Annotated in this window: 16 protein-coding genes and 1 pseudogene; all 17 read right to left on the reverse strand. The window is 53.6% G+C overall.

Annotation, left to right across the window (positions count from 1 at the left end; genetic code table 11):
* Window positions 1–7 precede the first annotated feature (7 nt).
* The 17 genes and pseudogenes from ACYZTL_RS07245 to serC all read right to left on the reverse strand — a co-directional run bounded on the left by ACYZTL_RS07245 (window position 8) and on the right by serC (window position 19,041).
* A complete protein-coding gene (locus tag ACYZTL_RS07245) occupies window positions 8–676 on the reverse strand; it encodes an acetyltransferase (RefSeq protein ID WP_461951200.1) in 669 nt (222 codons plus the stop codon).
* Window positions 676–1,761 carry an N-acetylneuraminate synthase gene (gene neuB / locus ACYZTL_RS07250; protein WP_461951201.1) on the reverse strand — a complete coding sequence of 362 codons (1,086 nt, stop codon included), beginning with the start codon at window positions 1,759–1,761 and terminating at the stop codon, window positions 676–678. The genes ACYZTL_RS07245 and neuB overlap by 1 nt, the downstream gene beginning before the upstream one ends.
* Before the next feature lie 3 nt (window positions 1,762–1,764).
* Window positions 1,765–2,919, reverse strand: coding sequence for a UDP-N-acetylglucosamine 2-epimerase (neuC, locus tag ACYZTL_RS07255; protein ID WP_461951202.1), 1,155 nt, complete (start codon window positions 2,917–2,919; stop codon window positions 1,765–1,767).
* Entirely contained in the window at window positions 2,916–4,067 is a 1,152-nt protein-coding gene (locus ACYZTL_RS07260; protein ID WP_461951203.1) for a LegC family aminotransferase, read from the reverse strand. The genes neuC and ACYZTL_RS07260 overlap by 4 nt, the downstream gene beginning before the upstream one ends.
* A 9-nt stretch (window positions 4,068–4,076) precedes the next feature.
* Window positions 4,077–5,057, reverse strand: a complete 981-nt coding sequence (locus tag ACYZTL_RS07265) for an NAD-dependent 4,6-dehydratase LegB (RefSeq protein WP_461951204.1) — start codon at window positions 5,055–5,057, stop codon at window positions 4,077–4,079.
* A gap of 166 nt (window positions 5,058–5,223) precedes the next feature.
* Window positions 5,224–5,742 (reverse strand): transcription/translation regulatory transformer protein RfaH, encoded by a 519-nt coding sequence (gene rfaH / locus ACYZTL_RS07270; protein ID WP_461951205.1) that lies wholly within the window; start codon window positions 5,740–5,742, stop codon window positions 5,224–5,226.
* A gap of 916 nt (window positions 5,743–6,658) precedes the next feature.
* A complete protein-coding gene (locus ACYZTL_RS07275; RefSeq protein WP_461951206.1) occupies window positions 6,659–7,999 on the reverse strand; it encodes a GNVR domain-containing protein in 1,341 nt (446 codons plus the stop codon).
* A gap of 716 nt (window positions 8,000–8,715) precedes the next feature.
* The gene (locus ACYZTL_RS07280; protein WP_461951207.1) at window positions 8,716–9,774 is read right to left on the reverse strand and encodes a Wzz/FepE/Etk N-terminal domain-containing protein; all 1,059 of its coding nucleotides are present in this window, start codon (window positions 9,772–9,774) and stop codon (window positions 8,716–8,718) included.
* A 38-nt stretch (window positions 9,775–9,812) separates the two neighbouring features.
* A complete protein-coding gene (locus ACYZTL_RS07285; RefSeq protein WP_461951208.1) occupies window positions 9,813–10,052 on the reverse strand; it encodes a lipopolysaccharide assembly protein LapA domain-containing protein in 240 nt (79 codons plus the stop codon).
* 21 nt (window positions 10,053–10,073) lie between these two features.
* Complete coding sequence (gene ihfB / locus ACYZTL_RS07290; RefSeq protein ID WP_461954281.1) at window positions 10,074–10,370, reverse strand: integration host factor subunit beta; 297 nt, start codon at window positions 10,368–10,370, stop codon at window positions 10,074–10,076.
* A gap of 137 nt (window positions 10,371–10,507) precedes the next feature.
* A pseudogene (locus ACYZTL_RS07295) lies at window positions 10,508–10,785 on the reverse strand (hypothetical protein).
* Window positions 10,786–11,001: 216 nt separating this feature from the next.
* Window positions 11,002–12,696, reverse strand: coding sequence for a 30S ribosomal protein S1 (gene rpsA, locus ACYZTL_RS07300; protein ID WP_461951209.1), 1,695 nt, complete (start codon window positions 12,694–12,696; stop codon window positions 11,002–11,004).
* Window positions 12,697–12,816: 120 nt separating this feature from the next.
* On the reverse strand, window positions 12,817–13,506 hold the full coding sequence (cmk, locus tag ACYZTL_RS07305) for a (d)CMP kinase (RefSeq protein ID WP_008148720.1): 690 nt from the start codon (window positions 13,504–13,506) through the stop codon (window positions 12,817–12,819).
* Window positions 13,503–15,710, reverse strand: a complete 2,208-nt coding sequence (locus ACYZTL_RS07310) for a bifunctional prephenate dehydrogenase/3-phosphoshikimate 1-carboxyvinyltransferase (protein ID WP_461954282.1) — start codon at window positions 15,708–15,710, stop codon at window positions 13,503–13,505. Before ACYZTL_RS07310 ends, cmk begins: the two co-directional genes overlap by 4 nt.
* A 28-nt stretch (window positions 15,711–15,738) precedes the next feature.
* Window positions 15,739–16,851, reverse strand: a complete 1,113-nt coding sequence (gene hisC, locus ACYZTL_RS07315; protein WP_461951210.1) for a histidinol-phosphate transaminase — start codon at window positions 16,849–16,851, stop codon at window positions 15,739–15,741.
* A 10-nt stretch (window positions 16,852–16,861) separates the two neighbouring features.
* Window positions 16,862–17,956 (reverse strand): prephenate dehydratase, encoded by a 1,095-nt coding sequence (pheA, locus tag ACYZTL_RS07320; protein WP_007899727.1) that lies wholly within the window; start codon window positions 17,954–17,956, stop codon window positions 16,862–16,864.
* Window positions 17,956–19,041 (reverse strand): 3-phosphoserine/phosphohydroxythreonine transaminase, encoded by a 1,086-nt coding sequence (serC, locus tag ACYZTL_RS07325; RefSeq protein WP_461951211.1) that lies wholly within the window; start codon window positions 19,039–19,041, stop codon window positions 17,956–17,958. The genes pheA and serC overlap by 1 nt, the downstream gene beginning before the upstream one ends.
* Window positions 19,042–19,065: the final 24 nt, after the last annotated feature.

Raw genomic sequence — 19,065 nt, forward strand, 5'->3', positions numbered from 1 at the left:
TCTTGATTCACTCGCCCGACACGGGCTTATTGCGTGCCACCGGGCCCAACAATACTAGCCGAGCCAGCAGGTCGCGGACCAAAACCGCTCCGGCTCCAACAACGGCATCCTCTCCAATCGTAAGTCCTTGTATCACAGTCGAGCCACAGGCAATAAAAGCACCGGCCCCAACCTTGACGCTTCCACATAACGTCGCGCCCGGAGCTATGTGTACATGTGCGTCTACACAACAATCATGATCAAGACTGGCGCGCGTATTAATTATCGTATTCTGCCCCACTACAGTATCTGCCTGGACCACTGCACCAGCCATCACTTGCACACCGTCTCGCAGATCGACGGTGGGGTCAACCCAGGCATGGGGGTGTACAAGCGCTGGAAAGTGAAAGCCCCGTGCGATTAATTGCTCATAGACTTCACGTCGACGGGAGCTACCGACTGTTTGACCAATCCCGTTAACCAAACCGACACTGGTGGGATCCAACGTCTCCAGGAACTCATCCCCTCCCAGAACCTTGACGCCACGCCACGTTTCAAGCTTTTGTTTGAATAAAACAGGGTCGCACACTCCCATAACAAGCAGCCCGGCCGCTTGCAAAAGCGAAAGTAGCACCTTCGCATGGCCGCCCGCTCCCAGTATTACCAGTGGCGGTCCACTTTTTATCTCGACAATCATTATTCTATGATCTCACCTACCTGATATGCCCGCCCAGCAACCCGCCCAACCAAACCCCACAACGCAGTGGGGGGCAAGCCTCGTCCACAACGTGCGGTTGTGAGATCTTCTCTTGAAAACGTTGCGCCAGCCCCTATTTCCCGAGCTGCAACCACTTGCTGGCGAGCCGCTTTTCGCGTATCCCATTCGCTCGCTTGCGGAGCCTTGCATGGATCGCCCAAAGCGGTCTCAAGAGCGCGGATATCTGAAACCATTCTTTTGAGTTCATCAGGTTCAAGCGATGCTTTGTGATCAGGTCCGGGTAAAGAACGATCAAGAGTGAAATGTTTCTCGATGACTTTGGCCCCGCGCGCTACAGCGGCAACGGGTATTAAACAGCCTTCCGTATGATCCGAGTAACCGACATCCAGCCCGAAAGCATCTGCCAAGGTGTCCATAGCCCTGAGATTTACTTCATTGAACGGCGTGGGATATTGAGAGGTGCAGTGAAGCAAAGTAACGTGTCCTCGTAGCCGCTGCCGGGATTCATGTTGACCCCAGCAACGCCAGACTTCGTCTATATCGGCGGGCTCCGTGGAGTATTCCAGCGCGTGCGCGATGACTGCTAACCCCTGCTCTACCTCACTCAACGTAGCCATACCGGTGGAAAGGATCAATTTTTTTCCGGTTCGTGCGAATTGCCATAGCAGTGGGCCATTGGTCAGCTCGCCCGAAGGCACCTTGAAAAAAGGCATTCCAAGGTCTGTAAGAAAGTCGAGGCTATCGTGATCAAAGGCAGTGGATAAGAACTCGATCCCTTTACCCCTCGCATAACTCTGCAACTCAGCATGCCACTCTCTAGGCAATTCCAGTTTTTTAAGCATGGACAACTGACTTTCAGTCTGATCCGTACTTTTTTTCTGATAAGTCGCCTTGGGAGCATGTTTTGAAGCTAATTTCACAGCATCGAACGTCTGGAATTTTACAGCATCAGCGCCAGACTCGGCGGCAGCGTCTATCAATGCAAAAGCCAGTTCCCGCTCGCCGTTATGATTTACGCCAGCTTCGGCGATTACATATACAGTGTCTTTAGTGGACTGTTTCATGTGTCAGCTCAAATCGTGGAATGACTTGTGGAATATCCCGTCGAATTGTTCAAGGACATTTACGATGCTCTGAGCGGCATTACCCGTCCCATAAGGATTAATCGTGTGTTTACACAGCTGAGCGAAATCTTTCGAAAGCGCTTTGCTAAGAGCTGATGTGATGGCGCCAGTTTCAGCCTCACAATTCAATACAGAATCCGCCGCGAGACGCCCCAGTTGGCGCGCGCCAATGTTAACAGTGGGGATACCGAAGGCAGGAACCTCAATAATTCCGCTAGATGAATTACCAACAACCGCATCAGCCAAGGACACCGCACTCAAATATCGTCTGAATCCTAGCGAGGGAATAGCGAATACGCGCTCAGGCTGAGCTTTCGCGTAGGCTTCCAGGAGCGGGATTATTGCTCTCCCTCCATTATCGGCATTCGGATACGTCAGAATTACTTGATGTTCTGGAAAATGATCGAGCGCTTCCAATAGAGCAGAAAAACTACGCGTCGGATCCTCCTCCAATAGAGTGACGGGATGGTAGGTTGCCAATATGAAACGGGAGTCAAGCGTGAATCCGAGGTTTTGAGAAAGCTCTTCAAGATTCATCCGGGGACTGCGGAGCAGATGATCGAGACCGATAGCCCCCACATTGAACACTCGTGTTGGCGACTCGCCCATCTGTATGACCCGCTTCTGGTAGGGTTCAGCGGCTACAAAATGCAGATAAGCCATCTTGCTGATAGCGTGTCGAATCGCATCATCGTAAGCCCCCTCTGTGATCTCGCCGCCATGTAGGTGCGCGACCGGTATCCGCATAATCAAGGCTGCCTGAACAATTGCCAGCGCCTCAAAGCGATCACCCAGTACGACCAGCACATCAGGTTTCAGCCTGTCCAAAGCGTCCGCGAAACCAATCGTCCCCAGTCCTATGGATTTGACCACACCGACCGAGGTATCTGAAGACAACAACATCTCGACCTTTGCATCAATTGAGAAACCATCCTTCTCCACTTGCGTCCAGGTTTCGCCGAACTCAGGCGAAAGATGGGTCCCACTGACGATAAGCTGGAGTTCAAGGCGATTACTCGCCTCAATATCCTTCATCAACCAATAGAGCAAACCATACTCAGCCCGAGTACCAGTGAACACGGCAACTGTACGTTTCACACAGAAGGCTCCGGCATGACGCTACTGGGAAGATTGACGATGCGATCTTCCAGCCATGTAGCGTTACTGAGATCTCCACGCAAGCACGTAGCAAAGCTCGGTAAATGATTCATCAACTGCCAAATCGGTCGAGTCATGACACCTCGATCGTTCGTTGCCTTGAGCAAAGCATCGCGTCTGTCGCGGTTTTCACAGATAACTGCGTTCAACCAATAGTTCGAGCGGCAATCTTCAGGCTCATGAAAAAAACGCAATTCGCTATCTTTCAGCTCTTCTTCATACCGTGCGGCAAGCGACCGCTTCAAGGTAATGAAGCTTTCCAACTGCTCTAATTGCGCACATCCCAACGCGGCATTGAGATTAGGAAGGCGATAGTTATAACCTACCTCATCGTGCACATATTCGTAAGGATGAGGGAGCTTAGCAGTCGTCGTGAGATGCTTGGCTCTGACGCCTAATGTTTCATTAGTCAAAATCATGCCGCCACCTCCGGTAGTAATGATTTTGTTGCCGTTAAAACTCAGCGTGCCCAATTGGCCAAAAGTACCGGTATGCCGGCCTTTATAGAGACTTCCCAGTGACTCGGCGGCATCCTCAACAATGATCAATCCCCAGCGCCTACAAACTTCCACCAACTGATCAAGCTCGACGGGATGTCCAAAGGTATGCATGGGAACACAGGCCCGCACCACCTTCCCCCCATCTTTAAGCCGACACAATCCATCTTCATCCATGCGTGCGTGCTCATGGAGCCACTTGTCAAGCGCGGTGGGAGAAAGACCTAACGTATGCCGATCAACATCTATGAAAACAGGCTCGGCCCCGCAATATGCTATGGCATTACATGTAGCGACGAATGTCAGTGGCTGCGTAATGACCAACTCACCCGGTTTAACGCCAGCCAACAAAAGCGCTGCGTGCAAAGCCGCTGTTCCGTTCACCGTCGCAACAGCTTTCGGACTGCCCGTGTAAGCACACATGTCACGCTCAAAGCGATCAACGAATGCGCCTACACTCGAAACGAAAGTCGACTCTATGGTTTCCACCACATAGGTCCGTTCGTTCCCCTTAAAACTGGGAGCATGTAGTGGAATAAACTCGTTTGTACGGTACTGCTCCCGCACAAAGCTTATAAGAGAGTCGAACATTCTGGAGCCTCAGACGTTATAAATATCAGCTTTATATTTGGCCAGGTTCTCAGGACGCGACAACCAGTCGATGGTTTCCTGCAATCCTTGGCGAATTGAGTACTGCGGTTGAAAACCGGTCAGACCGTTGATCTTTGTGTTGTCGCACCAGAGGCGGAATACTTCCGACTTTTCTGGGCGAATGCGTTGATCGTCGGTCAGAAACTCTACGTCACTGCCCATCAACTCTCGAATTAGATGGAGAGTATCCCCAACGGAGATCTCGAAATTTGAACCAATATTGACTACTTCCCCAACAGCCTTGTCACACCGAGCCAGCTCGAGGAATCCGCGGCATGTATCAGCAACGAAGTTAAAGTCCCTGGTCGGACTTACATCGCCCAGTTTAATTTGCTTCTTGCCACTCGCGATCTGAGTAATAATCGTCGGAATGACCGCTCTCGCCGATTGCCGGGGACCATAAGTATTGAAAGGACGTGCAATTGTAAGAGGCAGATCGAAAGAATTGAAAAAACTCATCGCCATCGCATCCGCGCCGATTTTGGACGCGCTATAAGGTGACTGAGCCTGCAATGGGTGTTTTTCGTCTATAGGAACATATTGAGCCGTACCATAAACCTCACTGGTTGAGGTATGGATAATTCGTTGCACCCCATTCTCCAGGGCCGCCTGGCATATATTCAAAGTACCCTTGACGTTGGTATCGACATAACTATCGGGGGCGACATACGAGTAAGGAATGGCGATCAATGCTGCAAGGTGAAATACCAGGTCAACATCCTTTGTAATATGCTTGCAGTAATGGGGATCTCGCACATCCCCATTCAAAACCTCAATGCTTTTTAAACAATCAACGTCTTCCAACCAGCCCCAATAGTTAAAAGAGTTGTATTGGGACAAGGCCTTGACCTCGTAACCTTCTCGAACCAACAATTCTGTCAGGTGAGAACCAATAAACCCATCAGCCCCCGTCACTAATACTTTTTTCACTAACTTTTACCTTTGAATTTTCAAGTAAAGACTCATCGACGAAAACGCTAACAGAACTCACTAGGGTCCGATGACGTTGCTATCAAAAGGCACGCTACCGCCCCAGGATTTAACGTCGACTTCCTGAGAACATAGAGCTTGCAATGTCCGCATCCCCTTAGAGCGATTAAAACGCCGACACGTTCACTAGGGGCATGCTTACCGTTTGCTGACGATGGAGCAGATTAATCAACAATATTACCCGTTCCTCGCCGTCCGCTGACATAAAAATAGCATCCAGAGCAGCCAAACCGCCCTCAAGAATTCGAACACGGTCCCCTACGGCGAACGCGGGCTGTGAAACCTCAACCCGATTCCGCAATTGGGTGATCAGTTCCCAGCTTACGGGCAGAGGTTTGCCACCAAAACTGACCACCCGATTGACACCTCGCGTCGAGCGTAAAGGTGCCCAATTGGTATCGTCAGGAAGATTGATGAAGAGATAACCGGGGAACAACGACTCTTGCAAATGAGTTCGTTGTCCACGCACGATGCGATCCCGACTACAAACGGGACGCATACACCCGTACCCTTGACGGGTCAAGTGCTCTTCAGCACGCTCATCCTGCCGAGGCTTGCACTGCACGAGGTACCAGGCACTTTTCTGAGGTGTGCGGGTATGGGTCTTTGGTGTGTAAATATTCATTTGCATGCACTTGTCAATAATAGTCGCGTCCCTGATTCAGCCAGGGCTCTATCATCTTGCCAACGACTGACAACCACCATGCATTTTACGCCAATCAGCCATCCACACAAACGATGTAGAAGCAAGTGGGTACATTTACTGCATAACACCAACACAGACAGCGTCTGATACGCAGTCTTGTAACGACGCGCCACGCCCTGGTTAACGCTTGCCAGGCTTATACCTCGCCAAAATGCCATGCTTTATCGTCTCCAACTTGGAAGGTCTCAACCCGCCCTTCTGATTCCAGGTGGAGCGACCACGGAGCATGCTATCACCCGCGGATAGTCTGACCCTAGGCACTCGGCGCGCTCGCTGACTGGAGCGAGCATCGGATGCCGCTATCCAAGCTATTATGCCTCGTATCAGCTTAGATGGCTTTTTCAAGTTGTTGATTTATACGACTACCGGATTTTTCCCACGACCGACATACCTGTCGCCGGGAGTACGCAAATGATCCAGCCGCGCGCGCGCCCCGTGGCGTAAAAAACAACGCTTCCGAGTAACATCCTTGGCCCACTCCAGAGCGTGACGCGACCACAGCCGGCTCGGACCTGCACATGCTTCATTAGGCCGCTGGATTGACGGCGTTTGAAACTGCTCAATGGCTCAATCTTGCGCTCGCAGATATTCCCTTCAGACGTCGCGGTCTCGACACCAGATACCGAGACTTGCCTCAAATTTGTGCTTACTAGCACTGAGGAATTTTTTCGCTCGCTCGGAAAAAAATGTTCATTGTGGGCATCAATCATACAACTAACAATCTTAATGCATTGGGAGAACAACTCCGGGAAAGCAATCTATCTCTTCGATTGATCGCCTCCCCCGCAACGTTCTCCAGCACGCAAGTCAGAAAAAGCACAATAACGTTCGAAATTTATGTGCCACTAATCAACGAACGGTCATCCGATATTGAATCATGAACTACATTAGCTGCACTAAGTTGCGGGGACTGACGAACAACAAGCGAATGACGGATCAAAACCAACACTGAACCCAGCACTACTCCAAGGATCACAGCAAGTACGATAATGATGCTTTTTTTCGGTTTAACGGGTGCCAATGGTGTCAAAGCTTGACGATCAATCGTGACCAGATTTATGCGACTGATATCAATATCCAAGTTACGCAAGCGCACGGCCTCTGCCCGCAATGACTGAATATCGCTCAGAAACATGTCTTCATTTTTTCTTTGCGCCAGAATTTCAACTTGATGATTTGATTGTAGCAGCGAAAGCTCCTTTGTTATTTGCGCGATACGTGCCTCGGTAAAATCATCTGACATGCGATGCTGCAAAACTCTACGCTCTGCATCTAGCGCCTCGACGCCCAAAAAATACAAGGGGACTTGCTGATTAGTAACTCCCACTCGCAAGACACTAGATGAAATAGAACCATCCACATCAGCCAATGCAGAGGGAGAAGTTGGCTTCCTGATGCCCAGTGACTCAGCAATAGTGATCGCCTCATTTAATTGAGTTATGCGGTCGTTACGTCTAGTTTTTAACTGCTGCCGCAGAGCTTTGAGTTCGTCTTGCAACTGCGCGCGCTTCACACCATCAGCCTCAAGCAAAAAAGCTATTTTTGCGTCCTTCTCAGTTTCATAATTAGAACGCGCCGCGTCAATTTTACCCTTCAGTTCATTGAGCCGGTTAGTCACAATCACTTTCAGGTCAGCTTCTATCTGCTCACGCTCTGCTGAGATAGCGTAACTAACAAGTCCATTGAGAATAGCGACGCCATCAACATCTTCAGGATAACTCAGCTCTACTGTGATATAGCCGTTACCAGACTCAGTTCTTTTGGGGTCAGAAAGAGACAGTTTTACCGAATCCCGATTGAACTCTTCAAAACTGTGCTCAAGGGAGCGGCCTGGCCTATCAAACTTCTGAAAGAGTGATTGATTGGCAAGAAAAAAACCCAAACGCGTCTCATAAGACTCAAGCGCTCCGCCCACCTTAGATAAAGCGTCATTCGGTGGGAGCTTATAAACTTCCGAGCGATTCAACGCATCAAGCTCGTTTAATGCTGCAGGACGCAGCACACTACTAACTTGATATTGCACTGGCGCCAGAAGACAATAGATATAGGCAATCAGCACTGTTAAAGCCGTAACAACGGCTATGATTATTTTTTGTTGTGCAATAATTTTAAGAAGAGCGTAAGTGTCAATCCCTTCGTGAGAAAAAGAGGATCGAGTACGGATTAAGTCATTCATTACTATTGCCTTCCTTGATCTGAAGCGGGTAAGTCACCTAATAGACTTCGCACATCTATTTCACTAAACCTCACCTGCACAACAACACCAGGCATACGTAAAACAAGACAGAGCGCTAAGGGGAAGCATTGTGCCAGCAGTACGAAACATTACTAGTCTTGACGAATCGAATACATGCGCATTTTTAAAAAAAATACGCTTTTTCTCGACGACGGGCGGCGACGCCCGCCCCTCCCCGCCGAAATACGATGCAGATGGAAGAGCGTGATACTGAGACGAACGACGCGGGCGTCACCCGCACAGAGAAGCGCAGAAGGCACTACCCCACTGAAGTATTCTAGTAGATCTCAGCTCGGCTAGGCGGAGGTATGTCGGCTAGCAAGCACACCCTTCCCGAGCCCGAACGAGAAATGAAGCACTGCAATATACGACCAGACTCACGGCACTCAGCCGCTGCCGCTCATAGCGGGTCAACTTGGTTTAAGATGCAGCAGACTGATAAAAAACGATAAAAAAGCCACGATTGGCGTTGGCCACATTTTGATGGGACAAGACATTATCTGCATAGGAGTGAGTGGCGTTCGAAAGGAATCATCAAGCTGAAGAGTCCTGACATTCTCATATTTGGCAGTTTTTTCCGAAGCATTTCCAAAAAATACTGAGACAGCTAAGCGCCACTCACCCTAAACTTCCTGACACTTACTCTTCCGCTTGTTTCAGCTCGAAGCAGACTGAGTTTTACTTTCATTCCAAAATTTACGACCTACCCCAAGAACTATGCCCAACATAAGCCCCAAGAGCAATCCAAGCACGATTATCAATGCTTTTCTGGGTTTAATAGGAGCATCCGGTGACTGGATCACACCGTCAAGGCGACAAACCGCTACGTCTTCCACCTTTACGGCAATAGATTTATAAAAATCGTATTGTGTTTGAAGTTTACGCAAATCCTCGATGTATGCATCGTCCGACTCGCGGGCAATAAGATTTTTGATTTCAGCCTCCAGCGCTTTGGTGCCACGCAGATAAATCAACCGTGGATCAGCCGCACCAGACATTTCCCCTGTCACAGCACCGGACACTACCAGATGATTTTGAAGCCCAATTGCACCGGCAACTTTCTCAGCTTCACGCAACTGGATAACAGTATCTTCTCTTTCCATAGCCGCATTTTCGCGCAACATTGCGATCTGCTTCTCGATATTCCTGGCGCGCACTTCGGCTTCTTTAGACAGATTCTTTATCAGCTCTTTTTTTGTCGTCTCACTCGCCCATTCAATATAGAGACGCAGCCATTCTGCCGCCTGATCAGGTTGCCCAGTCAAGGCTACAACTGAGTATCGCTCCGCGAATTCCTTGCTGGGTTGACCAACTGTCAATTCAGCAGAGAATTGCCGATACATGGAATCCCTCGATCTTTGATGAGAAGCCTTACCCAGGGAGGGGACATAAACCTCATTGAAAAACTTGTACCGCAGCGATTCCGATTGAAGATTACGGGTAAATACAGCGTAGATATCCGAAACCGAGTACGGTTTCATACCTGAACGAACTGTTCGCCCATAGTTAAAATCTTCAATATCGTTTTTGGTTGGAGGCAAGACATAAGCCCGAGCTTCGTAAACAGGATTACTAGAAAATGCGTATAGGATGGAAATCAATGTGACCATGCCAGCCACTATGAGAACGAGCCAACGCTGCACCCAGATCCCTTTTAACAAATCATATAGATTCAATTCAGCTAAACTTCGATCGTCTAAATTATTCTCTCGCATATACTTAAGTTAGCCCGTTTAACTGTAGGGATTACATCTCAAATATTCCGCTTTGTACTAACGATGCGCGCGTAGCGGAAGACCATACCCAAAATAGGCCCCACGATCATTCCCAGCAGGAGTGAGACAACCAAACAGATTGACACAGAAACCTGCGCACTGGACCACCCGAATAAGGTGACGATGACAGATTGCTGATTTTCAAGCATGAAAACGACGATGGTCAGGATAACCAACAACGCAATGAAAAGCAGCGCCAAATGCTTAAGCCTTCTCACTGGCTCCTTCCTTCCGCCGATTCAAATTTCATGCTCTTCCTCTTCATTTACCCTATCTCGAAGTTCTTTACCCGGCTTGAAGTGGGGAACGAATTTTCCATCCAGGCTGACAGACTGGCCAGTCTTAGGATTACGCCCTACCCGCGGCGCACGATAATGTAAAGAGAAGCTCCCAAACCCCCGTATCTCAATCCGATCCCCGGTAGCCAAACACTGGGACATCTGTTCAAGCATAGTCTTGATTGCCAGCTCCACATCCTTCGATGAGAGCAGGCCTTGATGGGTGACAATTCGTTCGATCAACTCCGACTTCGTCATATTTTTCCCTTCTTTTTCAAGCATCTAGGAAAAGCGCTTCAAAGGTTTTAGCATGCCCGGAGGAATTTGAACAGCCCGAGGTCCGACATATCTTTAGCGGTATTTCAGAGTGAACATTGATCGTACCCTGGTCCTGCTCATCTGCAGATAACCAGCATGGTGCGCGCTAGGTAACCCGCGGGATTGAAGCCGAAAGGATATTCTTCTTCCTTTTTGGCATCATCGGATCGCGTGACCACCTTGTAACCAGCCCCCTTGCACTCCTTGGCAGCGCGCCTGTGACACTTTTTCCACCCCGACTCCAACCCGAACAATCAACCTCAGTACCGCTGACTCCACGCGCTGCATGGGTCTTGGCATTAGTGGTACAACCCGCCAATGTCAGTACTGCTATTGCGACAATAAGCTTGTTCATTCACTTCCTTACATCGGGTGCCTTGCCCGACTGTGTTCGCTTCTGACTAAAGACTAGCTGCAAATAAACGATTGATCCGATTAAGGAAAGAGACCGCTTTTCGGGGCGATTGGTTTCATGGGCAAAATTGTCACGCGACGCGATCACTGGACTCATCAAATCGCAGGCACAAAAAAGGGCGACCGAAGTCGCCCTTTTTCTATGGTCTGACAGAACTTAGTTCTGTTTTTCCATTTGTGCACGCAACAGGTCGCCCAGAGTGGTAGGACCAGCAGCAGGAGCATCCGAAGCTGGCTTGTCGCGCAGGCTCTGGATTGCTTCTTTCTCTTCTTCAACGTCTTTCGACTTGATGGAGAGCTGGATTACACGGCTCTTACGGTCAACGCTGATGATCTTGGCTTCTACTTCTTCGCCTTCTTTCAGAACGTTACGCGCGTCTTCAACGCGGTCACGGCTGATTTCGGAGGCTTTCAGAGTCGCTTCGATATCGTCGGCCAGAGTGATGATGGCGCCTTTAGCGTCAACTTCTTTCACGATGCCTTTAACGATTGCGCCTTTGTCGTTCTCTTGAACGTACTCGGAGAACGGATCGCTTTCCAGTTGCTTGATACCCAGGGAGATGCGCTCGCGCTCTGGGTCAACCGACAGGATAACGGTGTCCAGCTCGTCGCCCTTCTTGAAGCGGCGAACGGCTTCTTCGCCCACTTCGTTCCAGGAGATGTCGGACAGGTGAACCAGACCGTCGATGCCGCCGTCCAGACCAATGAAGATACCGAAATCGGTGATCGACTTGATGGTGCCGGAGATTTTATCGCCCTTGTTGAACTGGCCAGAGAAATCTTCCCATGGGTTAGATTTGCACTGCTTGATGCCGAGGGAGATACGACGACGCTCTTCGTCGATGTCCAGAACCATAACTTCCACTTCGTCGCCGACTTGTACGACTTTCGAAGGGTGGATGTTTTTGTTGGTCCAGTCCATTTCGGAAACGTGTACCAGACCTTCAACGCCTTCTTCCAGCTCAGCGAAGCAGCCGTAGTCGGTCAGGTTGGTTACACGAGCGGTAACGCGAGTGCTTTCTGGGTAACGGGCTTTGATAGCAACCCATGGATCTTCGCCCAGTTGCTTCAGGCCCAGGGAAACACGATTGCGTTCGCGATCGTACTTCAGAACCTTGACATCGATCTCGTCGCCAACGTTGACGATTTCGGAAGGATGCTTGATACGCTTCCAAGCCATGTCGGTAATGTGCAGCAGGCCATCGACGCCACCCAGATCGACGAATGCGCCGTAATCGGTGAGGTTTTTGACGATACCTTTGACTTGTTGACCTTCCTGCAGGGATTCCAGCAGAGCTTCACGCTCGGCGGAGTTCTCGGCTTCGAGGACGCTACGACGGGAAACGACAACGTTGTTGCGTTTCTGGTCGAGTTTGATGACCTTGAATTCCAGCTCTTTGCCTTCCAGGTGCGTGGTGTCGCGCACAGGACGGACGTCAACCAGGGAACCTGGCAGGAACGCACGGATGCCGTTAACGTCGACAGTGAAGCCGCCTTTAACCTTACCGTTGATAACGCCCTTGACCACTTCCTCGGCTGCGAAGGCAGCTTCCAGAACAATCCAGCATTCAGCGCGCTTGGCTTTTTCACGGGACAGCTTGGTTTCACCAAAGCCGTCTTCAACCGAATCCAGCGCTACGTGAACTTCGTCACCAACGTTGATGTTCAGCTCGCCAGCGTCGTTGTAGAACTGCTCAAGCGGGATGAGTGCTTCAGACTTCAGGCCAGCGTGAACGGTTACCCAGCGAGCCTGGTAATCGATATCAACGATAACACCGGTGATGATGGAGCCTGCCTGAAGGTTCAGGGTTTTTAGGCTTTCTTCAAAGAGTTCCGCAAAGCTTTCGCTCATTTTAATTCCTGTTGATGAGGGCGAAGAATACGCCCATCTCCACATCCCAGACGATGTGGGTTAGTTTCAATTAAAAGAAGCGCCACAGGACTATGACTGGTCCCCTGCGAAGCTTCTTGGTCACCCGGCGATATCGCGAATGGCGATCTCGCTCATGATGCGTTCCAGCACCTGGTCGATGGATAATTCCGTGGAATCCAGCTGTATGGCGTCAGCCGCCGGCTTGAGCGGGGCTACCGCTCGCTGGGTGTCACGCTCGTCGCGGACACGTATCTCATCTAGCAGACTCGACAGACTAACACCATCGACTTTGCCCTTCAACTGCAAGTATCGACGGCGCGCACGCTCCTCGGCACTGGCAGTGAGAAATATCTTCAGCGGCGCATCGGGGAAAACCACGGTACCCATGTCGCGGCCGTCGGCTACCAGGCCCGGCGCTTCCTGAAATGCCCGCTGACGCTGCAGCAGAGCGTCGCGCACGGCCGGTAAGGCGGCCACTTGCGAGGCCCACGCACCCACTTGTTCATTGCGCAAATCATCGGTGACATCGTCACCTTCGAGGATGATGCGCTGCGGATGACCTTCGGTCGCCCCGACGAACTGCACGTCCAAATGAGCCGCGAGCAGCTTCAGCGACTCTTCATTGGTCAGATCCACGCCGTGGTTGCGCGCGGCAAATGCCAGCAGACGATACAGCGCACCGGAATCCAGCAGACACCAGCCCAGGCGCTTGGCCAGAATCCCGGCGATAGTGCCTTTACCCGATCCGCTCGGGCCGTCGATGGTAATGACCGGTGGCTTGATAATCACGACTGAGCCTCTTGTGCAACACGGATACCGACCTGAGCGCACAGCGCCAGGAAGTTCGGGAACGAGGTCGCGACGTTGGCGCAATCATGGATGCGGATCGGTGCAGTGGCGCGCAGTGAAGCAACGCTGAAGGCCATGGCAATCCGGTGATCGCCGTGACCGTGCACTTCGCCGCCGCCGATCTGGCCGCCGTCGATGATGATGCCGTCCGGGGTCGGTTCGCATTTGACGCCCAGTGCCAGCAAGCCATCGGCCATGACCTGGATTCGGTCCGACTCTTTGACTCGCAACTCTTCTGCACCGCGCAGGATAGTGCGCCCTTCGGCACACGCCGCCGCCACAAACAGCACCGGGAATTCGTCGATGGCCAGCGGCACCAGCGCTTCGGGTATCTCGATGCCTTTGAGTTTAGCTGCACGTACGCGCAGGTCCGCTACCGGCTCGCCGCCGACTTCACGCTGGTTTTCCAGGGTGATGTCAGCGCCCATCAGGCGCAGGATGTCGATCACGCCGGTACGGGTCGGATTGATGCCGACGTGCTCAAGCACCAGCTCCGAACCTTCTGCGATTGACGCCGCCACCAGGAAGAACGCGGAAGACGAAATGTCGCCCGGCACCTCAATATGGGTCGCGGTCAGCTTGTGCCCGGACTCGACCGACGCCGTTGCGCCGTTGACGGTGACCGGGTAGCCGAAGCCACGCAGCATGCGCTCGGTGTGGTCGCGGGTTGGCGCTGGCTCGGTGACGGTGGTCCTGCCTTCGGCGTACAGACCCGCCAGCAGCAGGCAGGATTTAACCTGGGCGCTGGCCATCGGCATGGTGTAGGTCAGGCCCTTGAGCTTGTTGCCGCCACGAATGGTCATTGGCGGACGGCCTTCTGCAGCGGTCTCGATCACGGCGCCCATTTCACGCAACGGATTGGCCACGCGATTCATCGGACGCTTGGACAGCGAGGCGTCACCCGTCAGGGTGCTGTCGAAGTTCTGCGCAGCCAGCAGGCCGGACAACAGACGCATCGAGGTGCCGGAGTTGCCCAGGTAGATCGGGCCCGGTGCAGGCTTAAGGCCATGCAGGCCGACGCCGTGGATGGTCACGCGCCCGTGGTGCGGACCTTCAATCACGACGCCCATGTCGCGGAAGGCCTGCAAGGTCGCCAGGGCGTCTTCGCCCTCGAGGAAGCCTTCGACTTCGGTGACGCCTTCGGCCAGGGAGCCGAGCATGATCGAACGGTGGGAAATCGATTTGTCGCCCGGTACACGAATCCGCCCAGTCAGGCGGCCACCAGGTTGTGCCAGGAAAATCAGGTCGTTGGAGTTCATAGCGTCCACATAAGCCCGGCGTGCCAGGATTTTACTGAAATGTTCGCGGGCAACCCGGGCGCGCGTGAACACGCCCAACAATTGATGCCCATCCCCTGCATCGACCGCGTCGCGCAAGGCGTCGAGGTCGCTGCGAAATGTATCGAGTGTGCGCAGGACAGCTTCGCGGTTGGCGAGGAAGATGTCGTGCCACATGACCGGGTCGCTCCCCGCGATTCTTGTGAAATCGCGGAAACCGCCGGCAGCGTAACGGAAGATCTCAAGGTTTTCATTGCGTTTGGCCAGTGAATCGACCAAACCGAACGCCAGTAAGTGCGGCAAATGGCTGGTCGCCGCCAACACTTCGTCGTGACGCTCGACCTGCATGTGCTCGACATCGGCGCCCAGTTCGCGCCACAAACGGTCGACCACTGCCAGTGCGGCCGGATCGGTTTGATCCAGCGGCGTCAGAATCACTTTATGACGACGGAACAGCTCGGCATTGGAGGCTTCCACCCCGCTCTGCTCGGAGCCCGCAATCGGGTGGCCCGGCACGAAACGCGCCGGCATTCCGCCAAACGCTTCGGTCGCGGCGCGCACGACATTGCCTTTGGCACTGCCGACGTCGGTCAGAATCGCTTGCCCCAGGTCCATGCTAGCCAAGCGGCCGAGCATCTTTTCCATGGCAAGGATCGGCACAGCCAGCTGAATCACGTCTGCGCCCTGACAAGCGACCGCCAGGTCTTCTTCGCAGCGATCGACCACACCCAACTCAACCGCCAGTTTGCGCGACTGCGGGTCGAGATCGACACCGACAACTTCGCGGCACAGGCCGCTTTCACGCAAACCCTTGGCAAACGAACCGCCAATCAGCCCCAGACCGACCACCACCAGGCGACCGATCATAGGTTCAGCAGATTGCAGAGCAGTGACATCAACCACGAGCCAGAACCTTGGTCAGCGCCTCGAGGAAGCGGCTGTTTTCCGCCGGCAGGCCGATGGTGATGCGCAGGTGGTTTGGCATGCCGTAGTTGGCCACCGGACGCACGATCACGCCTTCGCGCAGCAAGCCCTGGAAGACCGGCAAAGCAACACGACCGAGATCGACACAGATGAAGTTGCCCTTGGACGGAATCCAGCTCAGCCCCAGCTCGCGGAAACCCGCTTCCAGTTGCTGCATGCCAGCTTCGTTCAGGCGACGGCTTTCAGCCAGGTACTCGGTGTCCTGCACCGCGGCGCAGGCAGCGGCCAGAGCCAGGCTGTTGACGTTGAACGGCTGACGCACGCGATTCAGAACATCGGCAACTACAGCGGTGGACAAGCCATAACCGACCCGCAACGCCGCCAGACCGTAGGCCTTGGAGAAAGTCCGCGAAACCAGCAGGTTCGGGTACGCGGCCAGATAGTCGAGGCCATCCGGCAAATCGCTGCCTTCGGCGTACTCAATGTAGGCCTCGTCCAGCACCACCAGCACGTGCTCCGGCACGTCCTGCAGGAACTCGTCCAGCGCTTCGGCGCCAAACCAGGTTCCGGTCGGGTTGTTCGGGTTGGCGATAAAGATCACGCGGGTATCGGCGTCGATTGCAGCCAGCATGGCTGACAGATCATGACCCCAGTCTTTGGCCGGAATCACTTTGGCCGTAGCGCCGACGGCTTGCGTAACGATTGGATAAACCGCAAACGCATGCTCGCTGAACACCGCGTTCAGGCCCGGCGCCAGATAAGCGCGAGCGACCAGTTCCAGAATGTCGTTGGAGCCATTGCCCAGCGTCACCTGATTCAGCTCGACGCGGCACTGGTCGGCCAGCAGGGTCTTGAGCGCAAAACCGTTGCCATCCGGATAACGGGTCAGTTCGGCCAGCTCTTCACGAATCGCCGCCAGCGCCTTCGGACTGGCGCCCAACGGGTTTTCGTTGCTCGCCAGTTTGACGATGCTGGCCGGATCGATATTCAGTTCGCGCGCCAGTTCGTCCACAGGTTTGCCCGGAACGTAGGGCGAGAGTTGTTGCACGCCTGGCTGTGCCAGAGCGAGGAAGTTGCCACTCATTTGCTACCCCTTAGAGAACGGCTTTCGGGTAGGAACCCAACACTTTAAGTGCCACTGCTTCCTGACTGATTTTTTCCAGCACACCTTTTACCAGTGGATCGCGGTGGTGGCCGACGAAGTCGATAAAGAACACGTAGGTCCATTTACCGCTGCGCGAAGGACGCGTCTCGATTCGCGTCAGGTCGATGCCATTGTCGTGGAACGGCACCAGCAACTCGTGAAGCGCGCCGGGCTTGTTGCTCATCGACACGATGATCGAGGTCTTGTCGTCGCCGGTCGGCGGCACTTCCTGGCTACCGATCATCAGGAATCGCGTGGAGTTGTCCGGGCGATCCTCGATTTTCTCGGCCAGACGGGTCAGCCCGTACAAGCCTGCGGCCATGTCACCGGCAATTGCCGCCGAGTTCCACTCACCCTTGACCCGCTTCGCCGCTTCAGCGTTGCTCGAAACCGCCACGCGCTCGACATTCGGGTAGTGTGCATCCAGCCACTTGCGGCACTGGGCCAGCGACTGGGCGTGGGAATAAATGCGACTGATGCTGTCGGTCTTGGTGTTTTCACCGACCAGCAGGTGATGGTGAATCCGCAACTCGACTTCGCCACAGATGACCATGTCGTGTTCGAGGAAGCTGTCGAGGGTGTGGTTGACCGCGCCCTCGGTGGAGTTTTCCACCGGGACCACGCCAAAATTCACCGCACCGGCCGCCACTTCGCGGAACACTTCGTCGATCGCCGCCATCGGCTTGCTGATCACGGCGTGGCCGAAGTGTTTCATGGCCGCCGCCTGGGTGAAGGTGCCTTCAGGACCGAGGTAAGCCACTTTCAGCGGCTGCTCGAGGGCCAGGCACGAAGACATGATTTCGCGGAACAGCCGCGCCATCTCTTCGTTGCCCAGTGGGCCCTGATTGCGCTCCATCACACGCTTGAGCACCTGAGCTTCGCGCTCAGGACGATAGAACACCGGCACTTCGCCTTCGGCCAGCGAGGCCATCTTTACTCGCGCAACTTCCTGGGCGCAGCGTGCGCGCTCACTGATCAGCTCCAGGACTTTTTCGTCCAGGGCATCAATGCGCAGGCGCAGTGCCTTGAGTTCTTGCTCAGACATTAGCCGTGTTCCTTCTCGAACTCTGCCATGTACGAAATCAGTGCATTGACCGCAACGATGTCGACGGCGTTATAGATGGAGGCGCGCATGCCGCCCACGGAACGGTGACCCTTGAGGTTCAGCAGGCCACGCTCGTCGGCACCGGCCAGGAATGGCTTGTCCAGACGATCGTCAGCCAGACGGAACGGCACGTTCATCCACGAGCGATCCGACTTGTTGATCGGGTTGCTGTAGAGGCCGCTGGCATCGATGAAGTCGTACAGCGTGCGCTGTTTCACTTCGTTGAGCTTGCCGATGGCTTCGACACCGCCCTGTTCCTTCAGCCACTCGAACACCAGGCCGGACAGGTACCAGGCCAGGGTTGGCGGCGTGTTGTACATCGAATCGTTATCGGCCGCGACCTTGTAGTTGAGCATAGTCGGGCACAGCGAACGGGCCTTGCCCAGCAGGTCTTCGCGAACGATGTTCACGACGATGCCGCTCGGGCCGATGTTTTTCTGGGCGCCTGCGTAGATCATGCCGAAGCGCGAAACATCAATCGGGCGCGAGAGAATGTCCGAAGACATGTCGGCGACCAGCGGAACGTCACCGGTTTCCGGAGTCCACTGGAATTCCAGGCCGCCGATGGTTTCGTTCGGCGCGTAGTGAACGTAGGCCGCGTCTTTCGACAGCTTCCATTCGTTCTGACCGGGAATCGCGAAATAGTCGTAAGGCTTGGCGGTGGCGGCGACGTTGACGTGGCCGTAGCGCGACGCTTCTTCGATGGCTTTCTGCGACCAGATACCGGTGTCGATATAGTCGGCAGTGCCGCTTTCCGGCAACAGGTTCAGAGGAATCTGAGCAAATTGCTGGCTCGCGCCACCTTGCAGAAACAGCACTTTATAGTTCGAGGGGATATTCAGCAGATCACGCAGATCCTGCTCGGCCTTGGTCGCGATGGACACGAACTCATCACTGCGATGGCTCATTTCCATGACCGAGAGGCCCTTGCCGTGCCAATCAAGGAGTTCACCTTGGGCGCGCTGCAGGACAGCTTCGGGAAGTGCCGCAGGACCGGCACAGAAGTTATAGGCTCTCTTGCTCACATCCAATCTCGCTCTGATTTGGTG

This window comes from Pseudomonas sp. LB3P81 (assembly GCF_054897965.1).